Source organism: Ancylobacter polymorphus (assembly GCF_022836935.1).
Taxonomy (GTDB): Bacteria; Pseudomonadota; Alphaproteobacteria; order Rhizobiales; family Xanthobacteraceae; genus Ancylobacter; species Ancylobacter polymorphus_A.
In genome coordinates, this window is the sequence record NZ_CP083239.1 from 3131453 (window position 1) to 3152757 (window position 21305).

A 21305-nucleotide genomic window follows, 5' to 3' on the forward strand; every position below is an offset into this window, starting at 1 on the left:
GACAGATGCGCATCCTGGTGACGAATGACGACGGCATCCACGCGCCGGGTTTGGACGCCTGCGCCCGCATTGCCCGGGCGCTGTCCGACGATGTGTGGGTGGTGGCGCCGGAAACCGACCAGTCCGGCGTGTCGCATTCGCTCTCCCTGTCCGATCCGCTGCGGCTGCGGCAGGTGGAGGAGAAGCGCTTCGCGGTGAAGGGCACGCCTACCGACTGCGTCATCATGGCGGTGCGGCACCTCCTCGCAGACCACAAGCCCGATCTCGTGCTCTCCGGCGTCAATCGCGGCCAGAACGTCGCCGAGGATGTCGGTTATTCCGGCACGGTGGCCGGCGCGATGGAAGGCACGGTGCTCGGCATTCCCTCCATCGCCCTGTCGCAGGCCTATGGCTTCGAGACCCGCAAGGCGCCGCCCTATGATGTCGCCGAACATTGGGGCCCGCAGGTGGTGCGCACGCTGCTGGAAGAGGGCATTCCGCCCGGCATCGTGGTCAATGTGAACTTCCCCAACCGCCCGGTGGACGAGGTGCGCGGCATCGCCGTCACCGCGCAAGGCCGGCGCGATCAGGATTTGCTGCGCATCGACGCGCGTAATGACGGAAGGGGAAACCCCTATTTCTGGATCGCCTTCGAGAAGCGTATCTTCGACACGGTCAACGGCTCGGACCTGCACGCGCTCGACGAGGGCTGCATTTCCGTCACGCCGCTGCGCCTCGACATGACCGACGAGCCGATGATGACGCGGCTGGCGCAGGTCTTCGCCAAGCCCTCGGCGGCCGCGAAGCCGCGCTGAGCCAGAGGCCCGGCGTTCCGGGCAGGGCAGGGGAGGTCGCCCGTGAGCGGCGCCGAGATAAGCGAGGATCTGCAGCGCGCCGAGCTGCTGCTGGCGCTGCGCAAGCGCGGCATGCGCGAGTGGCAGGTGATGCGCGCCATGGAGCAGGTGCCGCGCGAGCGCTTCGTCGAGCCGGCGTTCCGCCCCATCGCCTGGCGCGATCTCGCTCTGCCGCTCGATTGCGGCCAGACCATCAGCCAGCCCACCGTGGTGGCGCTGATGACCGAGGCGCTGGAACTTGGTCCCTCCCACAGCGTGCTGGAGATCGGCACCGGCTCCGGCTACCAGGCTGCCATCCTCGCCAGTATCGCCGGCCATGTGGTGACGCTGGAGCGCTTTCGCACGCTGGCGGATTCGGCGGCGCGGCGGCTCGCCGCGCTCGGCTATGCCAATGTCGAGGTGCTGGTCGCCGACGGGCGCGAGGGGGCTCCTCAGCGCGCGCCGTTCGACCGCATCATCCTCACCGCCGCCGTCGAAGAAGTGCCCCCGGCGCTGTTCGAGCAGCTGGCCATGGGGGGCATTCTGGTCGCCCCGGTCGGGCCGCCGGAGGCGACGCAAACTCTCATGCGCTACCGGCGTGGATTGCAGGGGCTGGAGACGCGCGAACTGGCGCGTGTGCGCTTCGTGCCGATGCTCGCGGGTGTCGCGGTAGTGCTCTGAGAATGCCGGGAATCCGCCATTTTTCCTGACGTGTACGGGTCCGCTTAAGCGGCTGTTTACCTGTACGCCGCATTAATCATCCCAAGTTCAGCGTTCGGGTGGGGTGCGATGCGTACGTTTCTGAAGGTGTCCGGTGCCGGTCCCCTCATGCGGATTTCCGCCGTCGCTCTGATGGCAGCGGGAATGGCCGCGTGCAGTGCCGATTCCGCCCGGTTCAGCGCCAATCCGAACAGCAACCCCTTCGCCTCGCAGCCGACCTATACCGGCTCCGTCGCCGCCGCGCCGACCGGCGCGGTGCAGAGCGCGCCCATGGCGGCGGCGCCCGGCAATGGCGTGCCGCTGGCCCCGGTCGGTCAGCAGACGGCGAGCGCCTACCCCGCGCCCGGTGCCGCGCCGGCCCCCTATGGTGCGCAGTCCCCCTACGGCGCCCCGGCCTATGGCGCCCCGGTGGCGACCTCGCCCTATGGCGCGCCCGTCCAGCCGGCTCCCACCCAGGTTGCTGCGGCTCCGACGCATCTCTCCTCGCCCGTTCCCGCGCAGCCGGGCTATGGCGGCACGCAGCCGCTTTATGGCAGCCAGCCGCAGCCCCTCGCCGCCGCCACGCCCGCCCCCGTTCGCACGCCGCAGGTCGCGGCGTCCGGCGGTTCGCATGTGGTGGCTCCGGGCGAGACGCTGAGCTCCATCGCCCGCAATTATGGGCTGACGCGCACCGAACTCGCCAATGCCAATGGCATCGACTTCAACACCATGGTGCGCATAGGCCAGAAGCTGACCATTCCGGGCGCGTCCGGCGGGGCGGTGATCGCCGCCGCGCCGAAGCCCGCCGCCACGCCGGCGGCGCCGAAGCCGACCCCCGTCGTCGCCACCGCGCCGGCGACCCCGGCCGCCACTCCCGCGCCGGTCGCCCAGGCTGCGGCGCCGAAGCCGCAGACCATCGCCGCCGTCAAGCCTTCCGAGACTCCGGACGAAATCCGCACCGCCGCTGCGGGCCCGCAGTTCCGCTGGCCGGTGCGCGGGCGCGTCATCTCCGGCTTCGGGCCGAAGCCGGGCGGCCAGCAGAATGAGGGCATAAACATCTCGGTGCCGGAAGGCACGGCGGTGAAGGCCGCCGAGGATGGCGTCGTCGCCTATGCCGGCAGCGAGCTTAAGGGCTATGGCAATCTCGTCCTCATCAAGCACGCCGATGGCTGGGTGACCGCCTATGCCAATAACAGCGCGCTTGAGGTGAAGAAGGGCGACACGGTCAAGCGCGGCCAGGTGATCGCCAAGGCCGGCCAGACCGGCAACGTCTCCTCGCCGCAGCTGCATTTCGAAATCCGCAAGGGCTCGCAGCCGGTCGACCCGTCTCAGTACCTCGCCGGCCTCTGAGCCGCCGCCCTTTCTCGTCCATAAAAACATCAATGGCGGAGCCGCAGCGCTCCGCCATTCGTTTCCGGCGCGACGTTTGGACCTTGGCGCCGGTCAGCGCGGGGCGGCCGGCGGTTCTGTCAGGGCCACGCCCAGCCGCCCCGCGACATCCTGCACATATTGCCACGCCGTCCGCCCCGAACGCGCCCCGCGCGTGGTGGACCATTCCAGCGCCTCCTGCCGCAGAACCTCGGGCGCGATGGGAATCGCGAAATGCGCGACATAGCTGTCGATCATCGCGAGATAATCGTCCTGGCTGCATTTGTGGAAGCCGAGCCAAAGGCCGAAACGGTCGGAGAGCGAAACCTTTTCCTCCACCGCCTCGCCCGGATTGATCGCGGTCGAACGCTCATTCTCCACCATCTCGCGCGCCAGTATGTGGCGGCGGTTTGAGGTGGCGTAGAAGATCACATTCTCCGGCCGCCCTTCGATGCCGCCTTCCAGCACCGCCTTCAGGGACTTGTAGGAGGTGTCGTCGGCGTCGAAGGACAGGTCATCGCAGAAGATGACGAATCGGAACGGCGCCGGCCGCACCAGGCTCATCAGCGCGGGCAGGGTCTCGATATCCTCGCGGTGAATTTCCACCAGCTTGAGCGGCGGCTTGCCCTCGCGGGCCATCTCGGCATTCACAGAGGCGTGGGCGGCCTTCACCAGCGAACTCTTGCCCATGCCGCGCGCGCCCCACAGCAGCGCATTGTTGGCCGGCAGGTCCCGGGCGAAGCGCAGCGTGTTGTCGAGCAGCAGGTCGCGGGTGCGCTCGATGCCCTTGAGCAGGTCCATCTCGACCCGGCTGACACGCGGCACGGCCTCAAGCCGGCGTTCATCGGCGTGCCAGATGAAGGCGTCGGCCGCGGTGAAATCCGCCGTCGCCGGCCGGGCCGGGGCGATGCGTTCGAGCGCCTCGGCGATGCGGGTGAGAACGGCGCCGAGATCAGCGGGTGTGTGCGTCATGGTGAGGCTCCTCCGCGTGGGGGAATAGTCCGTGCGGAGGCGGGCGACAAGAAGAACCGTAACGCCGGGTACGCTTTGCCCACCCGATGCCGCGCACAGTGCGGTGAGGGCGTTTGCAATCGCCGGGCGCCTCAGTATAGTCCGCGCCGCTTCGCCGGGCCTTTCGCCCGCCTTCGATCGACGGACAAGGAACCGACATGTTGATTACGCCCGCCTATGCGCAGGCCGCCCCCGCCGCCGGCGGTACCGACATGCTGATGTCGCTGCTGCCCTTCGTGCTGATTTTCGTGATCATGTACTTCCTGATTCTGCGTCCGCAGCAGAAGAAGGTGAAGGCGCATCAGGAAATGGTGAAGAGCATCCGTCGCGGCGACACGGTCGTCACTTCGGGCGGTCTCATCGGCAAGGTGGCCCGGGTGATCGACGACAGCGAGATCGAGCTGCAGCTTTCCGAAGGCGTGAAGATCCGCCAGCTGCGTGGCATGATCTCCGAGGTTCGCGCCAAGGGCGAGCCGGCCAAGGAAGACACCGAGTCCTGAGCGCTGACCTCTTGCGGCCGTAGCCGTTCGCGCGGCCGGAAGGAACCCCATGCTTTACTTCTCGAAATGGAAGGCGTTCGCGATCCTGGCGGTCTCGGCCATCATCTGCCTGATGGCCGTGCCGAGCCTGTTGTCGCCATCCGCCTATGACAGCCTGCCGCACGTCCTCCAGCGCAAGATCGTGCTGGGCCTCGACCTTCAGGGTGGGTCCTACATTGTCCTGCAGGTCGACGCCCAGTCCGTGCGCAAGATCCGCCTTGAGCATCTGCGCGATGACGCGCGTCGCGTGCTTCGCGATGCCAAGATCGGCTATACCGGCCTCGCCATTCAGGGCGACGCGGTGCAGGTCCGCATCCGCGACGGGCAGGATGTCGACGCGGCGCTGACCCAGCTGCGGGCCCTTGCCCAGCCGCTGGGCGGCGCGATGTCGACCAGTGGCCAGCTCGACACCGATGTCTCGCGCGATGGCAACACCATCTCGCTCTCGCCCACGTCGGCCGGCATCCAGTCGCGCACCATCCAGGCGGTGTCGCAGTCCATCGAGATCATCCGCAAGCGTATCGACCAGCTCGGCACCACCGAGCCGTCGATCCAGCGCCAGGGTGCCGACCGCATCCAGGTGCAGGTGCCCGGCCTGCAGGACCCGTCGCGCCTCAAGGCGCTGCTGGGCCAGACGGCGCAGCTGAGCTTCCGCCTCGTCGACAACACGATGAGCGCGCAGCAGGCGCTGCAGGGGCGCCCGCCGGCGGGCACCGACGTGCTCTATTCCCAGGACAATCCCCCGGTTCCCTATCTGATCGAGCAGCGCGTCCTCGTCGCCGGCGAGGACCTCACCGACGCGCAGCCGAGCTTCGACCCGACGACGCGCGAGCCGGTGGTGACCTTCCGCTTCAACACCAACGGCGCCCGCCGCTTTGCCGAGGCGACGCAGGCCAATGTCGGCCGGCCCTTCGCCATCATTCTCGACAACCACGTGATCTCCGCGCCGGTCATCCGCGAGCCGATCATGGGGGGCTCGGGTCAGATCAGCGGCAATTTCACCGTGCAGCAGGCGAACGATCTCGCCATCCTGCTGCGGGCCGGCGCGCTGCCGGTGCCGCTGCAGGTGGTGGAAGAGCGCACCGTCGGCCCCGGCCTCGGCGCGGATTCGATCCGGGCTGGCCTCATCGCCTCCATTGTCGGCGCGACCCTGGTGGCGCTGTTCATGGTCGCGACCTATGGCCTGTTCGGCGTCATCGCCAACATCGCGGTCGCGATCAATGTCGGCATGATCTTCGGCGTGCTGGCCATGCTGGGGGCGACGCTGACCCTGCCCGGCATTGCCGGCGTGGTGCTCACCGTCGGCATCGCGGTCGACTCCAACGTGCTGATCTATGAGCGCATCCGCGAGGAGGCGAGGGCGGGACGCTCGGCGATCTCCGCCATCGACGCCGGCTTCTCGCGCGCGCTGGCGACGATCCTCGACTCGAACATCACCACCTTCATCGCGGCGGCGGTGCTGTTCTATGTCGGTTCCGGCCCGGTGCGCGGCTTCGCCATCACCTTCGGCATCGGCATCATCACCACCGTGTTCACCGCCTTCACGCTGACCCGCCTTATGGTGGCGCTGTGGGTGCGCTGGCAGCGCCCCCAGCGCGTGCCGATCTGAGAAAGGCGAGCTTCCATGCGTCTGCTCCGCATCGTTCCGGACGACACGAATTTCGACTTCATCCGCTTCCGGCGGATCAGCTTCCCGATCTCGGCCCTGCTGTCGATCGTGGCGCTGGTGGCGTTCTTCACGCTCGGCCTCAATTTCGGCATCGACTTCAAGGGCGGCACGCTGCTTGAGGTGCGCTACGCCAACAACACGCTGAACATCTCCGATGTCCGCTCCCGCCTCGAGTCGCTCGACCTTGGTGAAGTGCAGATCCAGGAGATCGGCAATGACGGCGAGGTGCTGATCCGCGTCGCCCAGCAGCCGGGCGGCGAGCAGGCGCAGCAGGCCGTGGTCGGCAAGGTGCGCGCGGCGCTCGGCGACGGCGTCGAGTATCGCCGCGTCGAGGTGGTCGGCCCGCGCGTCTCGCAGGAATTGCTGAGCTACGGCATCGTCGGACTGATGATGGCGGTGTTCTGCATCCTGGTTTACCTGTGGTTCCGCTTCGAGTGGCAGTTCGCCCTCGGCGCCTCGATCGCCAACTTCCACGACATCGTGCTCACCATCGGGTTCATGGCGATCTTCCAGATCGACTTCGACCTGACCAGTGTGGCTGCGCTGCTGACCATTCTCGGCTACTCGCTGAACGACACGATCGTCATCTATGACCGCATCCGCGAAATGCTGCGGCGCTACAAGAAGATGCCGACCGAGGAACTGCTGAACGCCTCGATCAACTCCACCCTGTCGCGCTCGGTCATCACCCATGTCACGGTGACGCTGGCGCTGCTGGCGCTGGTGCTGTTTGGCGGGCGGGCGATCCATTCCTTCTCGGTCACGATGATGTTCGGCGTGGTGCTGGTCGGCACCTACACCTCCATCTTCATCGCCTCGCCGCTGCTCATCTATCTCGGGGTTTCCACGCGGGCGATGGCGGAAAAGGCGGAGAAGGAAGCCAAGAGCGCCAACACCAAGGCGGAACGCCTCGCGCCGTGAGCGCGGGCGTCCCCATGCGGAAGGCCGGCTGATGGCGACGCCCGACGCCCATCTCCCGTATCAGGTGCCGATCGACGGCTATGCGCGCGGCGCGTTCCACTTCGCGGGCATGGCCTCGGCCGGCTCCATCCTCGCGCTGCCCTCCGGCATCCATGCCTGGTCACCGCTGGAGCCGCGCGAGATTGATGAAGCCGCCCTCGCGCGGGTCTTCGCCGAGGCGGGCAGCTTCCAATTGCTGCTGATCGGCACCGGCGTCGACCCCTGGCCGCTGCCCGAGGCGCTGCGCTGGCGGCTGCGAGATGCCGGGCTCTCGGTCGATACCCTCCCTACACGGTCGGCCGCCTCGACCTATAATGTGCTTCTGGCGGAAGGCCGCCCGGTCGCCGCCGCGCTGCTCGCGCTGCCCTGAGGCGCGGCCGCCTCACGCCAACCCTTCCGGACCCATCACATGAGCCGTCCGAGCCTGACCACGCCGACGGAGTATTGCGCGGCGCTGGTGCGCGACCTCGACCGCGACCGCTACGTCGCCGACCTGTTCGCCCCGGCCGAGCGGCGCGGTGCGCTGTTCGCGCTACATGCCTTCAACGCCGAAGTGGCGCGGGTGCGCGAGGCGATCACCAACCCGCTCGCCGGCGAGGTGCGGCTGCAATGGTGGCGCGAGGCGCTGGCGGGGAACGGGCAGGGCGATGTCCGCGCCAATCCGGTGGCGGCGGCGCTGCTGGAAGCCATCGACACCCACCGCCTGCCGCGCGCCAGCTTCGAGGCGCTGCTGGAGGCGCGGCAGTTCGATCTCTATGACGACGCCATGCCGACGGTGAACGATCTCGAAGGCTATGCCGGGGAGACTTCTTCGGCGCTGATCCGCCTCGCCACGCTGGTGCTGGCGCCGGAGGCGGGCGCCGCCTCGGCGGAAGCGGCCGGCCATGCCGGCGTCGCCTATGCGGTCACCGGGCTATTGCGGGCGTTCCCGGTGCATGCCCGGCGCGGCCAGTGCTACCTGCCACTCGATCTTCTCGCCGCCCACGGGCTGACGCGTGAGGACGCGGTGTCGGGGGTGGCCAGTCCCGCGCTTGGCGAGGTGCTTGCCGCGCTGCGGGCGCTGGCGCGCCGGCATCATCAGGCGGCGATGACGGCGCTCGCCGGCGTTTCGGCGGCGGAACTGCCGGCCTTCCTGCCGCTGACGCTGGTACCTGGCGATCTCGACCGGCTGGAGCGTTCGCACGACCCCTTCGCCGGCGTGCCGCCGGCGCCGGCCTTCCTGCGGCTGTGGCGGCTGTGGCGCGGCGCCGGCACGCTGGCCAAGGCCGCCAAGGCCCTCTGAAGCACAGGCTCAGTTGGCGCGGTCCTTCGCCACCCGGTCGAAGGCCTGCAGCCGGGCGACGAGATCCTCGAACTGGTTGAGCGGCACCATGTTGGGGCCGTCCGACGGCGCCTTGTCCGGGTCAGGATGGGTCTCGACGAACACGCCGGCAATGCCGACCGCGACCGCCGCCCGCGCCAGCACCGGCACGAATTCGCGCTGCCCGCCGGAAGAGGTGCCCTGTCCGCCCGGCTGCTGCACCGAATGGGTGGCGTCGAAAATGACTGGCGCGCCGGTCGTCTCGGCCATGATCGGCAGCGCCCGCATGTCGGTGACCAGCGTGTTGTAGCCGAAAGAGACGCCGCGCTCGGTCACCAGCACGTTCGGATTGCCGCTCTCGATCAGCTTGGCGACGACGTTCTTCATGTCCCAGGGGGCGAGAAACTGCCCCTTCTTCACATTGACCACCCGCCCCGTGGCGGCGGCGGCGATGAGAAGGTCGGTCTGCCGGCAGAGGAAGGCCGGAATCTGCAGGATATCCACCACCTCGCCGACCGGGGCACACTGGTCGTTCTCGTGCACATCGGTCAGGACAGGCATGCCGTAGCGTTCGCGAATCTCGGCGAAGACGGGGAGGGCGGCTTTCAGCCCCATGCCGCGCGCGCCCTTGATCGACGTGCGGTTGGCCTTGTCGAACGAGGTCTTGAACACCACGCCGATGCCGCGGCGCGTGGCGATTTCCTTGATCGCGGCCGCGCATTCCAGCGCATGCGCGGCGCTTTCCATCTGGCAGGGGCCGGCGATCAGCGCCAGCGGCAGGTCATTGCCGAAGCGCACATCGCCCAGCGTGACTACGGAATTGGCGCCAGAGCCGCTCATGAAACGTTCCTTGGGGTCGGGCACGGGGGTCAGACGACGCCGGCGCGCAGGATGTCGTGAATGTGGAGAATGCCGACCGGCTTGCCCTCGGCCACCGCGAAGACGACGGTGATCGGCACCGGGCGCCGGTTCATCAGCCCCAGCGCGGCGCTGGCGAGCTCAAGCGGATCGACGACGAAGGGGGAGGAGGTCATCACCTTCTCCACCGGCGTGGCCAGAAGTTCGCTGCTCATATGTCGGCGCAGGTCGCCATCGGTGACGATGCCGGCGAGCTTGCCCGCCTCGTCCACCACCCCGCAGCAGCCGAAGCGCTTGCCGGTGATCTCGATCAGCACCTCGCTCATCGGCGTGCCGAGCCGCACCAGCGGCATTTCCGCTTCCTGGTGCATGATGTCGGCCACTTTCAGCAGCCGGGCGCCGAGCTTGCCGCCGGGATGGAAGACGCGGAAATCAGAGGCCGAGAAGCCCCGGCGCTCCAGCAGCGCCACCGCCAGCGCGTCGCCGATGGCGAGCTGCATCAGCGTCGAGGTGGTGGGCGCGAGGCCGTTAGGGCAGGCTTCCTCCACACGTGGCAGCACCAGCGCGACATCGGCGGCGCGGCCGAGCGTGCTCTCCGCATTGGAGGTGATGGCGACGAGTGGCACGGCGAAGCGGCCGGCATAGTGGACGATGTCGCCGAGTTCGGAGGTCTCGCCCGACCAGGAAATGGCGAGCAGCACGTCGTCCGGGGTCACCATGCCGAGATCGCCATGGCTGGCCTCGGCGGCGTGCAGGAACAGCGCCGGCGTGCCGGTCGAGGCGAAAGTGGCGGCGAGCTTGCGCCCGATATGGCCACTCTTGCCCATGCCGGTGACGATGACTCGCCCGCGCGCGCCTTCGATCAGCGTGATGGCGTTTTCCACGGCGTCGCCGAGTTCCGCCTCGATGGCAGCGCTGAGCGCGGCAAGGCCCTTGGATTCGATGGCGAGGGTGCGCAGCACCCGTTCGCGCAGCCGGTCGTCCCGCAGGGGCGCGGCGGCGGCATTCTTCTGAGGCTGGGCCGTGCCCAAGGTTCAACACTCCCTTGCTCGGGGCCGCAGGGCGCGCTGCGCCCGGCCGCCCTTCAGCGCCACGCCGGGCGTCAATAAGCGCCAAATGCCCGCGATGCAATGGAGGAGCCGGGGAACCGCCGATACCAGCCGCACGTTGGGAGGCGCTGAGACGGGGCGGGAGGAGACAGCGATGGATATGGGGCGCGGTGTGGCCGGCTCGGCAGTGGCGCCTCGGCGCCTGCCGCCGACGGAAGGCCGCACGGAACGGCTGTGGCGGCGCTGCACGCAGATCGCCGTCATCGCGAGCGCGGTCGTGATCCTGGCGGCGGCGCTCGTCATCGCCAGTGCGGTGCTGATTCCTATCGTCGCCGCCGTCATCATCGGCAGCGTCATCGGCCCCGCCATCGAGGGGCTGGCCAAGCGCGGCGTGCCGAGCTGGCTGGGCGCATTGCTGATGGTGATCGGCATCGCCGGGCTGATCTATGGTCTCGCCGTGGCGCTGGCGGCCCCGCTGGCGGAATGGAGCGCCCGCGCGCCGGAGATCGGCGCCATCATGAAGGAGCGATTCGCCGCGCTGCGTCCGGTGGTGCAGACGCTCGCCTCCGTGGTCGAATCGATTCAGTCGATCGGCCGCGCCACCGAAAGGGCGCCGATGGTGGTCGAGGTGGCCGATTCGAAGATGCTGGAAAGCCTTCTTTCCATGGTCACGCCGGTCATCGGCCAGCTCATCTTGTTTCTCGGCTCACTGCTGTTTTTTCTCGCCGGCCGGGTGCAGATCAAGCGCCGCGTCGTGCAGGTGATGACGCCTCGCCAAACCCGGCTGACGGCCCTGCGGGTGTTTCGCGAGATCGAGGACCGGCTCGGCGCCTATCTCGTCACCGCAACCTTCATCAATATCGGCCTCGGCATCGCCACCACGCTGATGACATGGGGGCTCGGCCTGCCAAACCCGCCGCTCTGGGGCGTGCTCGCCTGTGTGCTGAACTATGTGCCCTATGTCGGGCCGGCGGTGACGACGCTGATTCTGGCCATCGCGGGAATCGTGACCTTTCCCGGCATTGTCGAAGGGCTGCTCCCGGCGGCGGCGTTCCTGTTCATCACCAGCATCGAGGGCCAGTTCCTCACGCCGATGATCGTCGGGCGTCGCGTCTCGCTCAACCCGTTCGCGGTGTTTCTTTCCATGGCGCTGTGGACCTGGCTGTGGGGGCCTGCCGGCACGTTCCTCTCCGTGCCGCTGCTCATCGCCGCGATGGCGCTTGTGGACGGCATGCTGGCGAAAAGCCGCCCGCACCTGCCGGGTTGAGACTATTCACAGGACATGTCGGGGGTGCGCTTGACACCTGCGGAGGCGTGCCTTAACACCCCGCTCACTCGCTGCGGGGCCCGGTGCTTCCGACCCGCGCAGGGGGGTGTAGCTCAGTTGGTTAGAGCGCCGGCCTGTCACGCCGGAGGTCGCGGGTTCGAGCCCCGTCACTCCCGCCATTCATAAGTAATGGCGCGCCCGAGGGCGTCAGAACTCTCTCCATAACATTCCGCCTCGAATGACGTGCACCGCCAACAGCGTGCCCTCGCTGCCACGCCGCGCGTGCGATCGGGCTTTCACGCCGATGCCGGCTTTTGCCGGCTGGGCGGGGCTGATAGTTTTGCCGCCGGTGATGAGTGTGAGGTAGGGCGCATGATCAAGGCATTCCCGTCGACCATCCTTCTGGCCTCCACGCTGCTGCTGGCGGGCACCGCGGCGCCGGCCCTGGCCCAGGACGGCCTGAATCCGCCGAACAACCCGGGCCAGGGTTCCTCGCCCAACCCCTTCGTCAATAATCTCGGTCCCGACGCGCCACAGCCGCTGACGGGCGAACTCGTGCCGCTGCCGGGCCCTCCGCCGGAGGGCAAGGAGGCCGAGATCAAGCTACCCGATTGCGCGCCCCCCAATTGCGGTACGCCACAGATCATGGAGTAGGGCGCCCTCGCGGTTCCCGCATCGTCGTGCGGTGAGCACCCTGTGGACGCCGCAGGCGTGGGGCGGCAAGGCGCGAATGCCCATGTGACAGGGGCATGAACGCCCGTGTAGCCTGGTAGTCTCTTACTGCGCCCCGGCGTGGTGATTCAGCGGGAGGGCGGCCATGGACACGATCATCGACTTTCTGAACACCATCTTCTGGGGCTACGTGCTGATCTACGGCCTGCTGGCGGTCGGCATTTATTTCACCATCCGGCTGAAGTTCCTTCAGATCGTGCATTTCCCGGAGATGATCCGTTCGGTCATGGGGTCAAGCGAGACCGACCATGCCGGCATCACGCCGTTCCAGGCGCTGTGCACCAGCCTTGCGTCGCGGGTCGGCACCGGCAATATCGCGGGCGTCGCCGTCGCGCTCTATCTCGGCGGCCCGGGGGCGATCTTCTGGATGTGGGTGGTCGCCTCGCTCGGCATGGCTACCGCCTTCGCCGAGAGCACGCTCGCCCAGCTCTACAAGATCAAGGACGAGGACGGCCAGTATCGGGGCGGCCCGGCCTTCTATATGGCCAAGGGCCTGAAGGCGCCATGGGCGGGCTCCGTGTTCTCCGTCTGCCTCATCCTCTCCTTCGGCCTCGTCTTCAACGCGGTGCAGGCCAATTCCATCGCCGACGCCATGGAAGGCGCCTTCGGCTTTCCCAAGCTCGGCACGGGCGTCGCCATCGCCGCGCTCACCGGAATCATCATTTTCGGCGGCATCGCCGCTATCGCCCGTGTGGCGGAAATCGTCGTGCCGTTCATGGCGGCGGGCTATCTCGGCATGGCGCTGTTCGCGGTGGCGATCAATATTGGCGATGTGCCGGCCATGTTCTCGCTGATCATCGCCAGCGCCTTCGGCTTCGCGCCGGCGGCGGGCGGCGTCGCCGGTTCGGTGGCGGCGGCGATGCTCAATGGTGTGAAGCGCGGCCTGTTTTCCAATGAGGCCGGCATGGGCTCGGCGCCGAATATCGCCGCCGTCGCCACGCCCGACCCGCATCACCCAGTGAGCCAGGGCTTCGTGCAGTCGCTCGGCGTGTTCATCGACACGATCCTCATCTGCACCGCGACGGCGTTCCTCATCCTGCTCTCCGGCCTGCTGGAGCCCGGTTCCGGCCTCACTGGCACGCAACTCACCCAAGCGGCGATGAACCACCATATCGGCTGGGCCGGCACCTATTTCGTCGCGGTGGCGATCTTCTTCTTCGCCTTCACCTCCATCATCGGCAATTATTCCTATGCCGAGGGCGCGCTTGTCTATCTCGGCATCGGCGGTCATGTCGGCCGGGCCGTGCTTCGGGTCGCGGTGCTCGGCATGGTGGTCTGGGGCGCCTACGAATCGGTGGCGACGGTGTTCAATGCCGCCGATGCCTCGATGGGGCTGATGGCGACGGTCAACCTTATCGCCATCGTGCTGCTGTCCGGCCTTGTGGCGCGGTTGACCCGTGATTATCTGCAGCAGCGTCGGGCGGGGAAAAAGCCCCGCTTCACCGCCGCCTCCATGCCGGAACTCGCCAGCGAGATCGACACCGACATCTGGAGCCGGTGATCGCGGGCGGGCAGGGCTGCGGGGTGGACCAAGTGTCTCACCCCGGTCGCTTCCGACCCTTCCGCGCCCACTTCCCGACAAAGACGCACCGCTGCGGCTCATGGCGGATTTGGGGCCGGCCGCTCCCGCCGGTTCGCCCGCAGGGCCTCCTTGGCGCCCCTGCGGCCTCCGGTATCAGGAGGTTCAATAGGCTGCGGGCAATTGAGCGGAATTCGCTGTTGTTCGCGCGATTTCACGGGTTTGCACGGGGGATCATCCTGCCGCGCCGGGGAGCTTCCGCTAGGGTGTGAATTCTGTATACCAGACCTGCGCGATTGCCGAGCGATGCCCTTGCCTCGGTCAGGTCCGTGCGATAAGCCTGCCCCGTGCTTTGAATATTTCGCAACTGCGACGCCAAGGCCGACGACCCATCCTGTTCCGGGAGGATCCCATCCATGAGCAGCCTGCTTCAGGATTATCTGCCCGTCGTGATCTTCATCGGCGTCTCGGCCTTCATCGGCCTCGCCCTTCTGGTGGCGCCGTTCCTGGTCGCCTTCGGCCGGCCCGATCCGGAGAAGATGTCGGCCTATGAATGTGGCTTCAATGCGTTCGACGACGCGCGCATGAAGTTCGACGTGCGGTTCTATCTGGTCGCCATTCTCTTCATCATCTTCGATCTCGAAGTCGCCTTCCTGTTCCCCTGGGCGATCACGTTCGGGGAGCTGGGCAATTTCGGCTTCTGGTCGATGATGGTGTTCCTGGCCGTGCTGACCATCGGCTTCGTCTACGAGTGGAAGAAGGGAGCGCTCGAATGGGATTGAGCGCGAATAGCCCTCTCGTCGCCCCGGCGGCCAAGGGTATCATCGACCCCAATACCGGGCGTCCGGTCGGTGCCACCGATCCGTTCTTCGTCGAGGTCAATGCGGAGCTCGCGGATAAGGGCTTCCTGGTCACCGCGACCGACGATCTGATCAACTGGGCCCGCACCGGCTCGCTGATGTGGATGACCTTCGGCCTCGCCTGCTGCGCGGTCGAAATGATGCAGACATCCATGCCGCGCTACGATGTCGAGCGGTTCGGCTTCGCGCCGCGCGCCTCGCCGCGTCAGTCCGACGTGATGATCGTCGCCGGCACGTTGACCAACAAGATGGCGCCGGCGCTGCGCAAGGTCTACGACCAGATGCCGGAGCCGCGCTACGTCATCTCCATGGGCTCCTGCGCCAATGGCGGCGGCTATTACCACTATTCCTATTCGGTCGTGCGCGGCTGCGACCGCATCGTGCCGGTGGACATCTACATCCCCGGCTGCCCGCCGACAGCAGAGGCTCTGCTCTACGGCGTGCTGCTGCTGCAGAAGAAGATCCGCCGTACCGGAACGATCGAGCGCTGAGGGTTCGAGGCGAAATGGACGAGACGCTGAAAGAGCTGGGCGCGCATGTAAAGGAAGCGCTTCCCGACGCGGTCGAGGAAGTGCTCGTGGCCTATGGCGAGCTGACGCTGGTGGCGTCGGCGGCCGAGGTCATCAAGGTGCTGCGCTTCCTGCGTGACGACCCGTCCTGCCGCTTCGTGAGCTTCATCGACATTTGCGGTGTCGACTGGCCGCAGCGCGAGAAACGCTTCGACGTGGTGTATCACCTGCTCTCGCCGACGCTGAACGCGCGCATCCGCATCCGCGTCGAGACCGACGAGACGACGCCGGTGGCCTCCGCCACCGCCGTGTTCCCGGGCGCCTTCTGGTTCGAGCGCGAGGCGTTCGACATGTACGGCATCCTGTTCTCCGACCACCCGGAGCTGCGCCGCATCCTCACGGATTACGGCTTCGACGGCTATCCGCTGCGCAAGGACTTCCCGACCACCGGCCTTGTCGAGGTGCGCTATGACGACGAGCGCAAGCGTGTGGTCTACGAGCCGGTGAAGCTCGCGCAGGAATTCCGCAGCTTCGACTTCCTCTCGCCCTGGGAGGGGCCCGACTACGTGCTCCCCGGCGACGAGAAGGCAACGCCCCCGAAGGCGGGCTGAGGTGAGGTCCGAGCGATGAACGCACCCGGCAAGATCGACCCCAAGGTCCGCAACTTCCAGATCAATTTCGGCCCGCAGCACCCGGCGGCGCACGGCGTGCTGCGCCTCATCCTCGAACTCGACGGCGAAATCGTCGAGCGCGTGGACCCGCATATCGGCCTGCTGCATCGCGGCACCGAGAAGCTGATCGAGGCCAAGACCTATCTGCAGGCCGTGCCCTATTTCGACCGGCTCGACTATGTCGCGCCGATGAATCAGGAGCACGCCTTCTGCCTCGCCATCGAGCGCCTGCTCGGCGTCACCGTGCCCAAGCGCGGCCAGCTGATCCGCGTGCTCTATTCCGAGATCGGCCGCATCCTCTCCCACATGCTGAACGTGACCACGCAGGCGCTCGACGTCGGTGCGCTCACCCCGCCGCTGTGGGGCTTCGAGGAACGCGAAAAGCTGATGATGTTCTATGAGCGCGCCTCCGGTTCGCGTATGCATGCAGCCTATTTCCGTCCCGGCGGCGTGCATCAGGACCTGCCGCGGCAGCTCGTCGAGGACATCCTCGCCTGGACTAAGACCTTCCCTGCCTTCATGGACGACCTCGAAGGCCTGCTGACCGACAACCGCATCTTCAAGCAGCGCAATGTCGATATCGGCATTGTCAGCCTTGAGGACGCCTGGGCCTGGGGCTTCTCCGGCGTCATGGTGCGCGGTTCGGGCGCGGCATGGGACCTGCGCAAGGCGCAGCCCTATGAGTGCTATGACGAGCTGGAATTCGACATTCCGATCGGCAAGAACTGCGACAATTACGACCGCTACTGCATCCGCATGGAAGAGATGCGGCAGTCGGCCGACATCATGCGCCAGTGCTGCGAGCGGCTGCTGAAGGAAGCGGGTCCGGTCTCGGCGGTCGACAACAAGATCGTGCCGCCCAAGCGCGGCGAGATGAAGCGCTCGATGGAAGCGCTCATCCACCACTTCAAGCTCTACACGGAAGGCTTCCACGTTCCCGCCGGCGAAGCCTATGCCGCCGTGGAAGCCCCGAAGGGTGAGTTCGGCGTCTATGTCGTCGCCGACGGCACCAACAAGCCCTATCGCTGCAAGATCCGCGCACCCGGTTTCGCGCATCTTCAGGCGATGGATTTCCTCTGCCGCGGCTACATGCTCGCGGATATTTCGGCGATCCTCGGGTCGCTGGATATCGTGTTCGGTGAAGTGGACCGCTGATCCCTGAGGGGAGGCGGTTCGATCGGAAGGGTACGGCATGTCTGTCCGTAGGCTTGCGCCAAAAGAGGTTCAGCCCGAGAGCTTCGCGTTCACGGCCGAGAATCTCGCCTGGGCCGAGAAGACCATCGCGAAGTATCCGCCGGGCCGTCAGGCCAGCGCGGTGATTCCGCTGCTCATGCGCGCGCAGGAGCAGGCGGGCGGCTGGGTGTCCGAGCCGGCGATGCGCTATGTCGGTGACATGCTCGGCATGGCGCCGATCCGTGTCTATGAGGTCGCGACCTTCTACACCCAGTTCCAGCTGCAGCCGGTGGGCAAGCGCGCGCACATCCAGGTGTGCGGCACCACGCCCTGCATGCTGCGCGGCGCGGGCGACCTCATGAAGGTGTGCAAGAGCCGCATTCATGAAGAGCCCTTCCATCTCTCGGCCAATGGCGACTTCTCCTGGGAAGAGGTCGAGTGCGCCGGCACCTGCGTGAACGCGCCGATGGTGCAGGTGTGGAAGGATGTCTATGAGGACCTGACGCCGGCGGATCTGGAAAAGATCCTCGACGCGTTCGAGCGCGGCGAGCATCCCGCCTCCGGCCCGCAGAACGGCCGCGTCACCTCCGCGCCCGTCACCGGGCTGCGCGTGCTGACCTCGCCGGAGCTGTTCGACGGCTCGATGGTCGGGCAGGGCGCCGGTCTGGCGCTGGCCCGCGAGGCGCTGGCCGCCAAGGCCAAGGGCGAGACGGCGCCGGCCGCGCCGCCCCCGGCCGCCGCTGCTGCCGCGCCGCCGCCGCCGCCGAAGAGCGATCCGGCGCCGGCCGCCGCCCCCGCCGCTAAGGCGGTCGAGGCCGCCGGCGAGGCCGACAAGGAGAAGCCGAAGAAGCCCGTCGCCCCGCCGCCCGGCGGCACGGCGGACAGCAAGGCGGAATGAGGAGCGAACCATGCTTGCCGACAAGGATCGCATCTTCACCAATATTTACGGCCACCATGATTGGGGGCTGCAGGGCGCGCTGAAGCGTGGCTCGTGGGACGGCACCAAGCTGTTCCTCGACGCCGGCCGTGATTTCATCATCGAGCATATGAAGGCCTCGGGCCTGCGCGGGCGCGGTGGCGCCGGCTTCCCGACCGGCCTCAAATGGTCGTTCATGCCCAAGAACAATGACGGGCGCCCGCATTACCTCGTCGTCAATGCCGACGAATCCGAGCCGGGCACCTGCAAGGACCGCGAGATCCTGCGCCACGACCCGCACCATCTGGTCGAAGGCTGCCTGATCGCGGGCTTCGCCATGGGCGCGCACACGGCCTATATCTATGTGCGCGGCGAGTTCATCCAGGAGCGCGAGCACCTGCAGGCGGCGATCGACCAGGCCTATGAGGCCCGGCTGATCGGCAAGAACAACGTGCATGGCTGGGACTTCGACATCTATGTCCACCATGGCGCCGGCGCCTATATCTGCGGCGAGGAAACCGCGCTGTTGGAAAGCCTTGAGGGCAAGAAGGGCCAGCCGCGGCTGAAGCCGCCCTTCCCGGCGAATGTCGGCCTCTATGGCTGCCCGACGACGGTGAACAACGTCGAATCCATCGCTGTTGCGCCCACCATCCTGCGGCGCGGCGCGGCGTGGTTCTCGTCCATCGGCCGTGCCAACAATGTCGGCACCAAGCTGTTCGGCATCTCCGGCCATGTGAACACGCCCTGCATCGTCGAAGAGGCGATGAGCATCCCGTTCAAGGAATTGATCGAGAAGCATGGCGGCGGCGTGCGCGGCGGCTGGGACAATCTGCTCGCCATCATCCCCGGCGGCGCGTCCTGCCCGATCATCCCGGCCGACCAGTGCGAAGACCTGATCATGGACTTCGACGGCTGCCGCGCGGTGAAGTCCAGCTTCGGCACCGCCGGCGTGCTGGTCATGGACAAGTCCACCGACGTGGTGAGGGCGATCGCCCGCATCTCCTATTTCTTCCGGCACGAGAGCTGCGGCCAGTGCACCCCCTGCCGTGAAGGCACGGGCTGGATGTGGCGCGTGCTCGACCGCATGGTCGAGGGCCGGGCGCAGAAGCGTGAGATCGATCTCCTGCTGCAGGTCACCACCCAGGTCGAGGGCCACACCATCTGTGCGCTCGGCGATGCGGCGGCGTGGCCGGTGCAGGGCCTGATCCGGCATTTCCGTCCCGAGATCGAAAAGCGGATCGACCAGTATTCGGCGAACCCGCATTCCGACCCGGTGCCGGTGGCGGCGGAGTAAGAGAGCATCATGGCCAAGATCATCGTCGACGACATCGAGCTGGATGTTCCGCCGGAGTTCACGCTGCTCCAGGCCTGTGAGGCGGCGGGCGCGGAAATCCCGCGTTTCTGCTTCCATGAGCGCCTTTCCATCGCCGGCAATTGCCGCATGTGTCTGGTTGAGGTGAAGGGCGGCCCGCCCAAGCCGACGGCGAGCTGCGCGCAGAATGTCCGCGATCTGCGCCCCGGCCCGAATGGCGAGCCGCCGGTCATCCTCACCAAGTCGCCGATGGTGAAGAAGGCGCGCGAAGGGGTGATGGAGTTCCTGCTCATCAACCACCCGCTCGACTGCCCGATCTGCGACCAGGGCGGCGAGTGCGACCTGCAGGACCAGGCCATGGCCTATGGCGTGGACACGTCCCGCTATGCCGAGAACAAGCGCGCGGTCGAAGACAAGTATATCGGCCCGCTGATCAAGACCTCCATGACCCGGTGCATCCAGTGCACCCGCTGCGTGCGCTTCACCACCGAGGTGGCGGGCGTGGCTGAGCTCGGCGCCATCGGGCGTGGCGAGGACATGGAAATCACCACCTATCTGGAAGCGGCGCTGTCCTCGGAGCTGCAGGGCAATGTCGCCGATCTCTGCCCGGTCGGCGCGCTGACCCAGCGCCCCTATGCCTATCACGCCCGCCCGTGGGAGCTGTCGAAGACCGAATCCATCGATGTGATGGATGCGGTCGGCTCCAACATCCGTGTCGACACCCGCGGCCGCGAGGTGATGCGCGTCCTCCCGCGTCTGAATGAAGACGTGAACGAGGAGTGGATCTCCGACAAGACCCGCTACATCTGGGACGGCCTCAAGACCCAGCGCCTCGACCGCCCCTATGTGCGGGTCGGCGGCAAGCTGAAGGTCGCGAGCTGGCCGGAAGCCTTCGCCGCCATCGCCGCGAAGGTGAAGGCGGTGCCGGGCAACCGTATCGGCGGCCTGGTCGGCGATCTCGCCTCGGTGGAAGAGGCGTTCGCGCTGAAGTCGTTGCTCGCCGCGCTCGGCTCGGCGAACATCGACTGCCGGCAGGACGGGGCGAAGCTGGATCCCGCGCTCGGCCGCGCCAGCTATCTGTTCAACGCGACCATCGCCGGCATCGAGCAGGCCGACGCGCTGCTGATCATCGGCTCCAACCCGCGCCTTGAGGCGAGCGTGCTCAATGCCCGCATCCGCAAGCGCTGGCTCCAGGGCAATTTCCCCATCGGCCTCGTCGGCCCGCATGTCGACCTGACCTATCCCTATGACTATCTCGGCGCCGGTTCCGACACGCTGGCCGACCTCGGCAATGGTGGCGGCTTCGCCGAAGTGCTGAAGGGCGCCCAGCGTCCGCTGATCCTGATCGGGCAGGGCTCTCTCGCCCGTGCCGACGGGGCGGCGGTGCTGGCGCAGGCGGCGCGGCTGGCGGTTTCCGTCGGCGCGGTGAAGGAGGGCTGGAACGGCTTCTCCGTCCTGCACACGGCGGCGTCGCGCGTCGGCGCGCTCGATATCGGCGCGGTGCCGGGCGAGGGCGGGCTGGACGCCGTGGCGATGACCAATCCGGGCGGGGTGGACGTTCTGTTCGCGCTCGGCGCGGACGAGATCGACATCGCCCCCGGCGCCTTCGTGGTCTATCTCGGCACCCATGGTGACCGCGGCGCCCATCGCGCCGACGTGATCCTGCCGGGCGCGGCCTATACCGAGAAGTCCGGCACCTATGTGAACACGGAAGGGCGGGCGCAAATCGCCAACCGCGCCGCTTTCCCGCCCGGGGAAGCGCGCGAGGACTGGGCGGTGCTGCGGGCGCTGTCCGATGTCGTCGGCCACCGCCTGCCCTTCGACAGCCTGGCGCAGCTGCGCGCCGCGCTCTACGCGGCCTATCCGCATCTCGCCCGGCTTGACCATGTCACGCCGGCCGATGCGGCGGCGGTCAGCGCGCTGGCCTCGGCCGGCGGCACGCCGGCGAGCGGGCCTTTCGCCGCCGCCGTCACCGATTTCTACCTCACCAATCCGATCGCCCGCGCCTCCGCCGTGATGGCCGAATGCTCCGCGCTCGCGTCCAGCCGCCACGCGGCGGCGGCCGAGTGAGGGGAGGGAGC

General features: G+C 67.5%; 21 protein-coding genes and 1 tRNA gene. 19 read left to right on the forward strand and 3 right to left on the reverse strand.

Annotated elements, in window-relative coordinates:
- Positions 1-5 precede the first annotated feature (5 nt).
- The 3 genes from surE (at position 6) to K9D25_RS24950 (ending at position 2861) form a co-directional block, all read left to right on the forward strand.
- A complete protein-coding gene (surE, locus tag K9D25_RS14770; protein ID WP_244376374.1) occupies positions 6-794 on the forward strand; it encodes a 5'/3'-nucleotidase SurE in 789 nt (262 codons plus the stop codon).
- A 42-nt stretch (positions 795-836) separates the two neighbouring features.
- Complete coding sequence (locus K9D25_RS14775; RefSeq protein ID WP_244376375.1) at positions 837-1493, forward strand: protein-L-isoaspartate(D-aspartate) O-methyltransferase; 657 nt, start codon at positions 837-839, stop codon at positions 1491-1493.
- 108 nt (positions 1494-1601) lie between these two features.
- Positions 1602-2861: a M23 family metallopeptidase gene (locus tag K9D25_RS24950; RefSeq protein WP_279613743.1), complete on the forward strand. Its 1260-nt coding sequence runs from the start codon at positions 1602-1604 to the stop codon at positions 2859-2861.
- A 93-nt stretch (positions 2862-2954) separates the two neighbouring features.
- On the opposite strand, the gene K9D25_RS14790 is transcribed toward K9D25_RS24950, so the two are convergent.
- A complete protein-coding gene (locus K9D25_RS14790; RefSeq protein WP_244376376.1) occupies positions 2955-3851 on the reverse strand; it encodes an ATP-binding protein in 897 nt (298 codons plus the stop codon).
- 197 nt (positions 3852-4048) lie between these two features.
- Here K9D25_RS14790 and yajC point away from each other — a divergent pair, with 197 nt between their 5' ends.
- The 5 genes from yajC to K9D25_RS14815 are packed head-to-tail and all read left to right on the forward strand — an operon-like array spanning position 4049 to position 8340.
- A complete protein-coding gene (gene yajC, locus K9D25_RS14795) occupies positions 4049-4390 on the forward strand; it encodes a preprotein translocase subunit YajC (protein ID WP_244376377.1) in 342 nt (113 codons plus the stop codon).
- Positions 4391-4439: 49 nt separating this feature from the next.
- The gene (gene secD, locus K9D25_RS14800; protein WP_244376378.1) at positions 4440-6038 is read left to right on the forward strand and encodes a protein translocase subunit SecD; all 1599 of its coding nucleotides are present in this window, start codon (positions 4440-4442) and stop codon (positions 6036-6038) included.
- A 15-nt stretch (positions 6039-6053) separates the two neighbouring features.
- Positions 6054-7019, forward strand: coding sequence for a protein translocase subunit SecF (secF, locus tag K9D25_RS14805; RefSeq protein ID WP_244376379.1), 966 nt, complete (start codon positions 6054-6056; stop codon positions 7017-7019).
- A gap of 31 nt (positions 7020-7050) precedes the next feature.
- On the forward strand, positions 7051-7428 hold the full coding sequence (locus tag K9D25_RS14810; protein ID WP_244376380.1) for an Mth938-like domain-containing protein: 378 nt from the start codon (positions 7051-7053) through the stop codon (positions 7426-7428).
- Positions 7429-7467: 39 nt separating this feature from the next.
- The gene (locus K9D25_RS14815; RefSeq protein WP_244376381.1) at positions 7468-8340 is read left to right on the forward strand and encodes a phytoene/squalene synthase family protein; all 873 of its coding nucleotides are present in this window, start codon (positions 7468-7470) and stop codon (positions 8338-8340) included.
- Between the two features lie 9 nt (positions 8341-8349).
- Here the strand turns inward: K9D25_RS14815 and kdsA are convergent, their stop codons facing one another.
- Together kdsA and K9D25_RS14825 are read right to left on the reverse strand one after the other, a co-directional pair.
- On the reverse strand, positions 8350-9198 hold the full coding sequence (gene kdsA / locus K9D25_RS14820) for a 3-deoxy-8-phosphooctulonate synthase (RefSeq protein ID WP_244376382.1): 849 nt from the start codon (positions 9196-9198) through the stop codon (positions 8350-8352).
- Positions 9199-9227: 29 nt separating this feature from the next.
- Complete coding sequence (locus tag K9D25_RS14825; RefSeq protein WP_244376383.1) at positions 9228-10247, reverse strand: KpsF/GutQ family sugar-phosphate isomerase; 1020 nt, start codon at positions 10245-10247, stop codon at positions 9228-9230.
- Between the two features lie 172 nt (positions 10248-10419).
- Here K9D25_RS14825 and K9D25_RS14830 point away from each other — a divergent pair, with 172 nt between their 5' ends.
- The 11 genes from K9D25_RS14830 to nuoG all read left to right on the forward strand — a co-directional run bounded on the left by K9D25_RS14830 (position 10420) and on the right by nuoG (position 21294).
- Positions 10420-11532 (forward strand): AI-2E family transporter, encoded by a 1113-nt coding sequence (locus tag K9D25_RS14830; protein WP_244376384.1) that lies wholly within the window; start codon positions 10420-10422, stop codon positions 11530-11532.
- Between the two features lie 102 nt (positions 11533-11634).
- Positions 11635-11711: transfer RNA gene (locus K9D25_RS14835), tRNA-Asp, on the forward strand.
- A gap of 193 nt (positions 11712-11904) precedes the next feature.
- Positions 11905-12186 (forward strand): hypothetical protein, encoded by a 282-nt coding sequence (locus K9D25_RS14840; RefSeq protein ID WP_244376385.1) that lies wholly within the window; start codon positions 11905-11907, stop codon positions 12184-12186.
- Positions 12187-12349: 163 nt separating this feature from the next.
- On the forward strand, positions 12350-13765 hold the full coding sequence (locus tag K9D25_RS14845; protein WP_244376386.1) for an alanine/glycine:cation symporter family protein: 1416 nt from the start codon (positions 12350-12352) through the stop codon (positions 13763-13765).
- Positions 13766-14199: 434 nt separating this feature from the next.
- The gene (locus K9D25_RS14850) at positions 14200-14565 is read left to right on the forward strand and encodes an NADH-quinone oxidoreductase subunit A (protein WP_244376387.1); all 366 of its coding nucleotides are present in this window, start codon (positions 14200-14202) and stop codon (positions 14563-14565) included.
- On the forward strand, positions 14556-15134 hold the full coding sequence (locus K9D25_RS14855) for a NuoB/complex I 20 kDa subunit family protein (protein WP_213372402.1): 579 nt from the start codon (positions 14556-14558) through the stop codon (positions 15132-15134). Before K9D25_RS14850 ends, K9D25_RS14855 begins: the two co-directional genes overlap by 10 nt.
- Positions 15135-15148: 14 nt before the next feature.
- On the forward strand, positions 15149-15763 hold the full coding sequence (locus K9D25_RS14860; protein ID WP_244376388.1) for an NADH-quinone oxidoreductase subunit C: 615 nt from the start codon (positions 15149-15151) through the stop codon (positions 15761-15763).
- 15 nt (positions 15764-15778) lie between these two features.
- The gene (locus K9D25_RS14865) at positions 15779-16978 is read left to right on the forward strand and encodes an NADH-quinone oxidoreductase subunit D (protein WP_244376389.1); all 1200 of its coding nucleotides are present in this window, start codon (positions 15779-15781) and stop codon (positions 16976-16978) included.
- Between the two features lie 37 nt (positions 16979-17015).
- Complete coding sequence (gene nuoE / locus K9D25_RS14870; protein ID WP_244376390.1) at positions 17016-17894, forward strand: NADH-quinone oxidoreductase subunit NuoE; 879 nt, start codon at positions 17016-17018, stop codon at positions 17892-17894.
- A 10-nt stretch (positions 17895-17904) separates the two neighbouring features.
- The gene (nuoF, locus tag K9D25_RS14875; protein WP_244376391.1) at positions 17905-19206 is read left to right on the forward strand and encodes an NADH-quinone oxidoreductase subunit NuoF; all 1302 of its coding nucleotides are present in this window, start codon (positions 17905-17907) and stop codon (positions 19204-19206) included.
- 9 nt (positions 19207-19215) lie between these two features.
- Positions 19216-21294, forward strand: coding sequence for an NADH-quinone oxidoreductase subunit NuoG (gene nuoG, locus K9D25_RS14880; RefSeq protein ID WP_244376392.1), 2079 nt, complete (start codon positions 19216-19218; stop codon positions 21292-21294).
- The last annotated feature ends 11 nt before the right edge of the window (positions 21295-21305 follow it).

Coding starts and splice junctions, on each gene's coding strand:
- K9D25_RS14855 (WP_213372402.1), top strand. CDS start 14,556: ATGGGATTGAGCGCGAATAGCCCTCTCGTCGCCCCGGCGGCCAAGGGT.
- K9D25_RS14840 (WP_244376385.1), top strand. CDS start 11,905: ATGATCAAGGCATTCCCGTCGACCATCCTTCTGGCCTCCACGCTGCTG.
- secD (WP_244376378.1), top strand. CDS start 4,440: ATGCTTTACTTCTCGAAATGGAAGGCGTTCGCGATCCTGGCGGTCTCG.
- nuoE (WP_244376390.1), top strand. CDS start 17,016: ATGTCTGTCCGTAGGCTTGCGCCAAAAGAGGTTCAGCCCGAGAGCTTC.
- K9D25_RS14830 (WP_244376384.1), top strand. CDS start 10,420: ATGGATATGGGGCGCGGTGTGGCCGGCTCGGCAGTGGCGCCTCGGCGC.
- K9D25_RS14790 (WP_244376376.1), bottom strand. CDS start 3,851: ATGACGCACACACCCGCTGATCTCGGCGCCGTTCTCACCCGCATCGCC.
- nuoG (WP_244376392.1), top strand. CDS start 19,216: ATGGCCAAGATCATCGTCGACGACATCGAGCTGGATGTTCCGCCGGAG.
- K9D25_RS14815 (WP_244376381.1), top strand. CDS start 7,468: ATGAGCCGTCCGAGCCTGACCACGCCGACGGAGTATTGCGCGGCGCTG.
- K9D25_RS14850 (WP_244376387.1), top strand. CDS start 14,200: ATGAGCAGCCTGCTTCAGGATTATCTGCCCGTCGTGATCTTCATCGGC.
- K9D25_RS14810 (WP_244376380.1), top strand. CDS start 7,051: ATGGCGACGCCCGACGCCCATCTCCCGTATCAGGTGCCGATCGACGGC.
- kdsA (WP_244376382.1), bottom strand. CDS start 9,198: ATGAGCGGCTCTGGCGCCAATTCCGTAGTCACGCTGGGCGATGTGCGC.
- secF (WP_244376379.1), top strand. CDS start 6,054: ATGCGTCTGCTCCGCATCGTTCCGGACGACACGAATTTCGACTTCATC.
- nuoF (WP_244376391.1), top strand. CDS start 17,905: ATGCTTGCCGACAAGGATCGCATCTTCACCAATATTTACGGCCACCAT.
- yajC (WP_244376377.1), top strand. CDS start 4,049: ATGTTGATTACGCCCGCCTATGCGCAGGCCGCCCCCGCCGCCGGCGGT.
- surE (WP_244376374.1), top strand. CDS start 6: ATGCGCATCCTGGTGACGAATGACGACGGCATCCACGCGCCGGGTTTG.
- K9D25_RS24950 (WP_279613743.1), top strand. CDS start 1,602: ATGCGTACGTTTCTGAAGGTGTCCGGTGCCGGTCCCCTCATGCGGATT.
- K9D25_RS14865 (WP_244376389.1), top strand. CDS start 15,779: ATGAACGCACCCGGCAAGATCGACCCCAAGGTCCGCAACTTCCAGATC.
- K9D25_RS14860 (WP_244376388.1), top strand. CDS start 15,149: ATGGACGAGACGCTGAAAGAGCTGGGCGCGCATGTAAAGGAAGCGCTT.
- K9D25_RS14845 (WP_244376386.1), top strand. CDS start 12,350: ATGGACACGATCATCGACTTTCTGAACACCATCTTCTGGGGCTACGTG.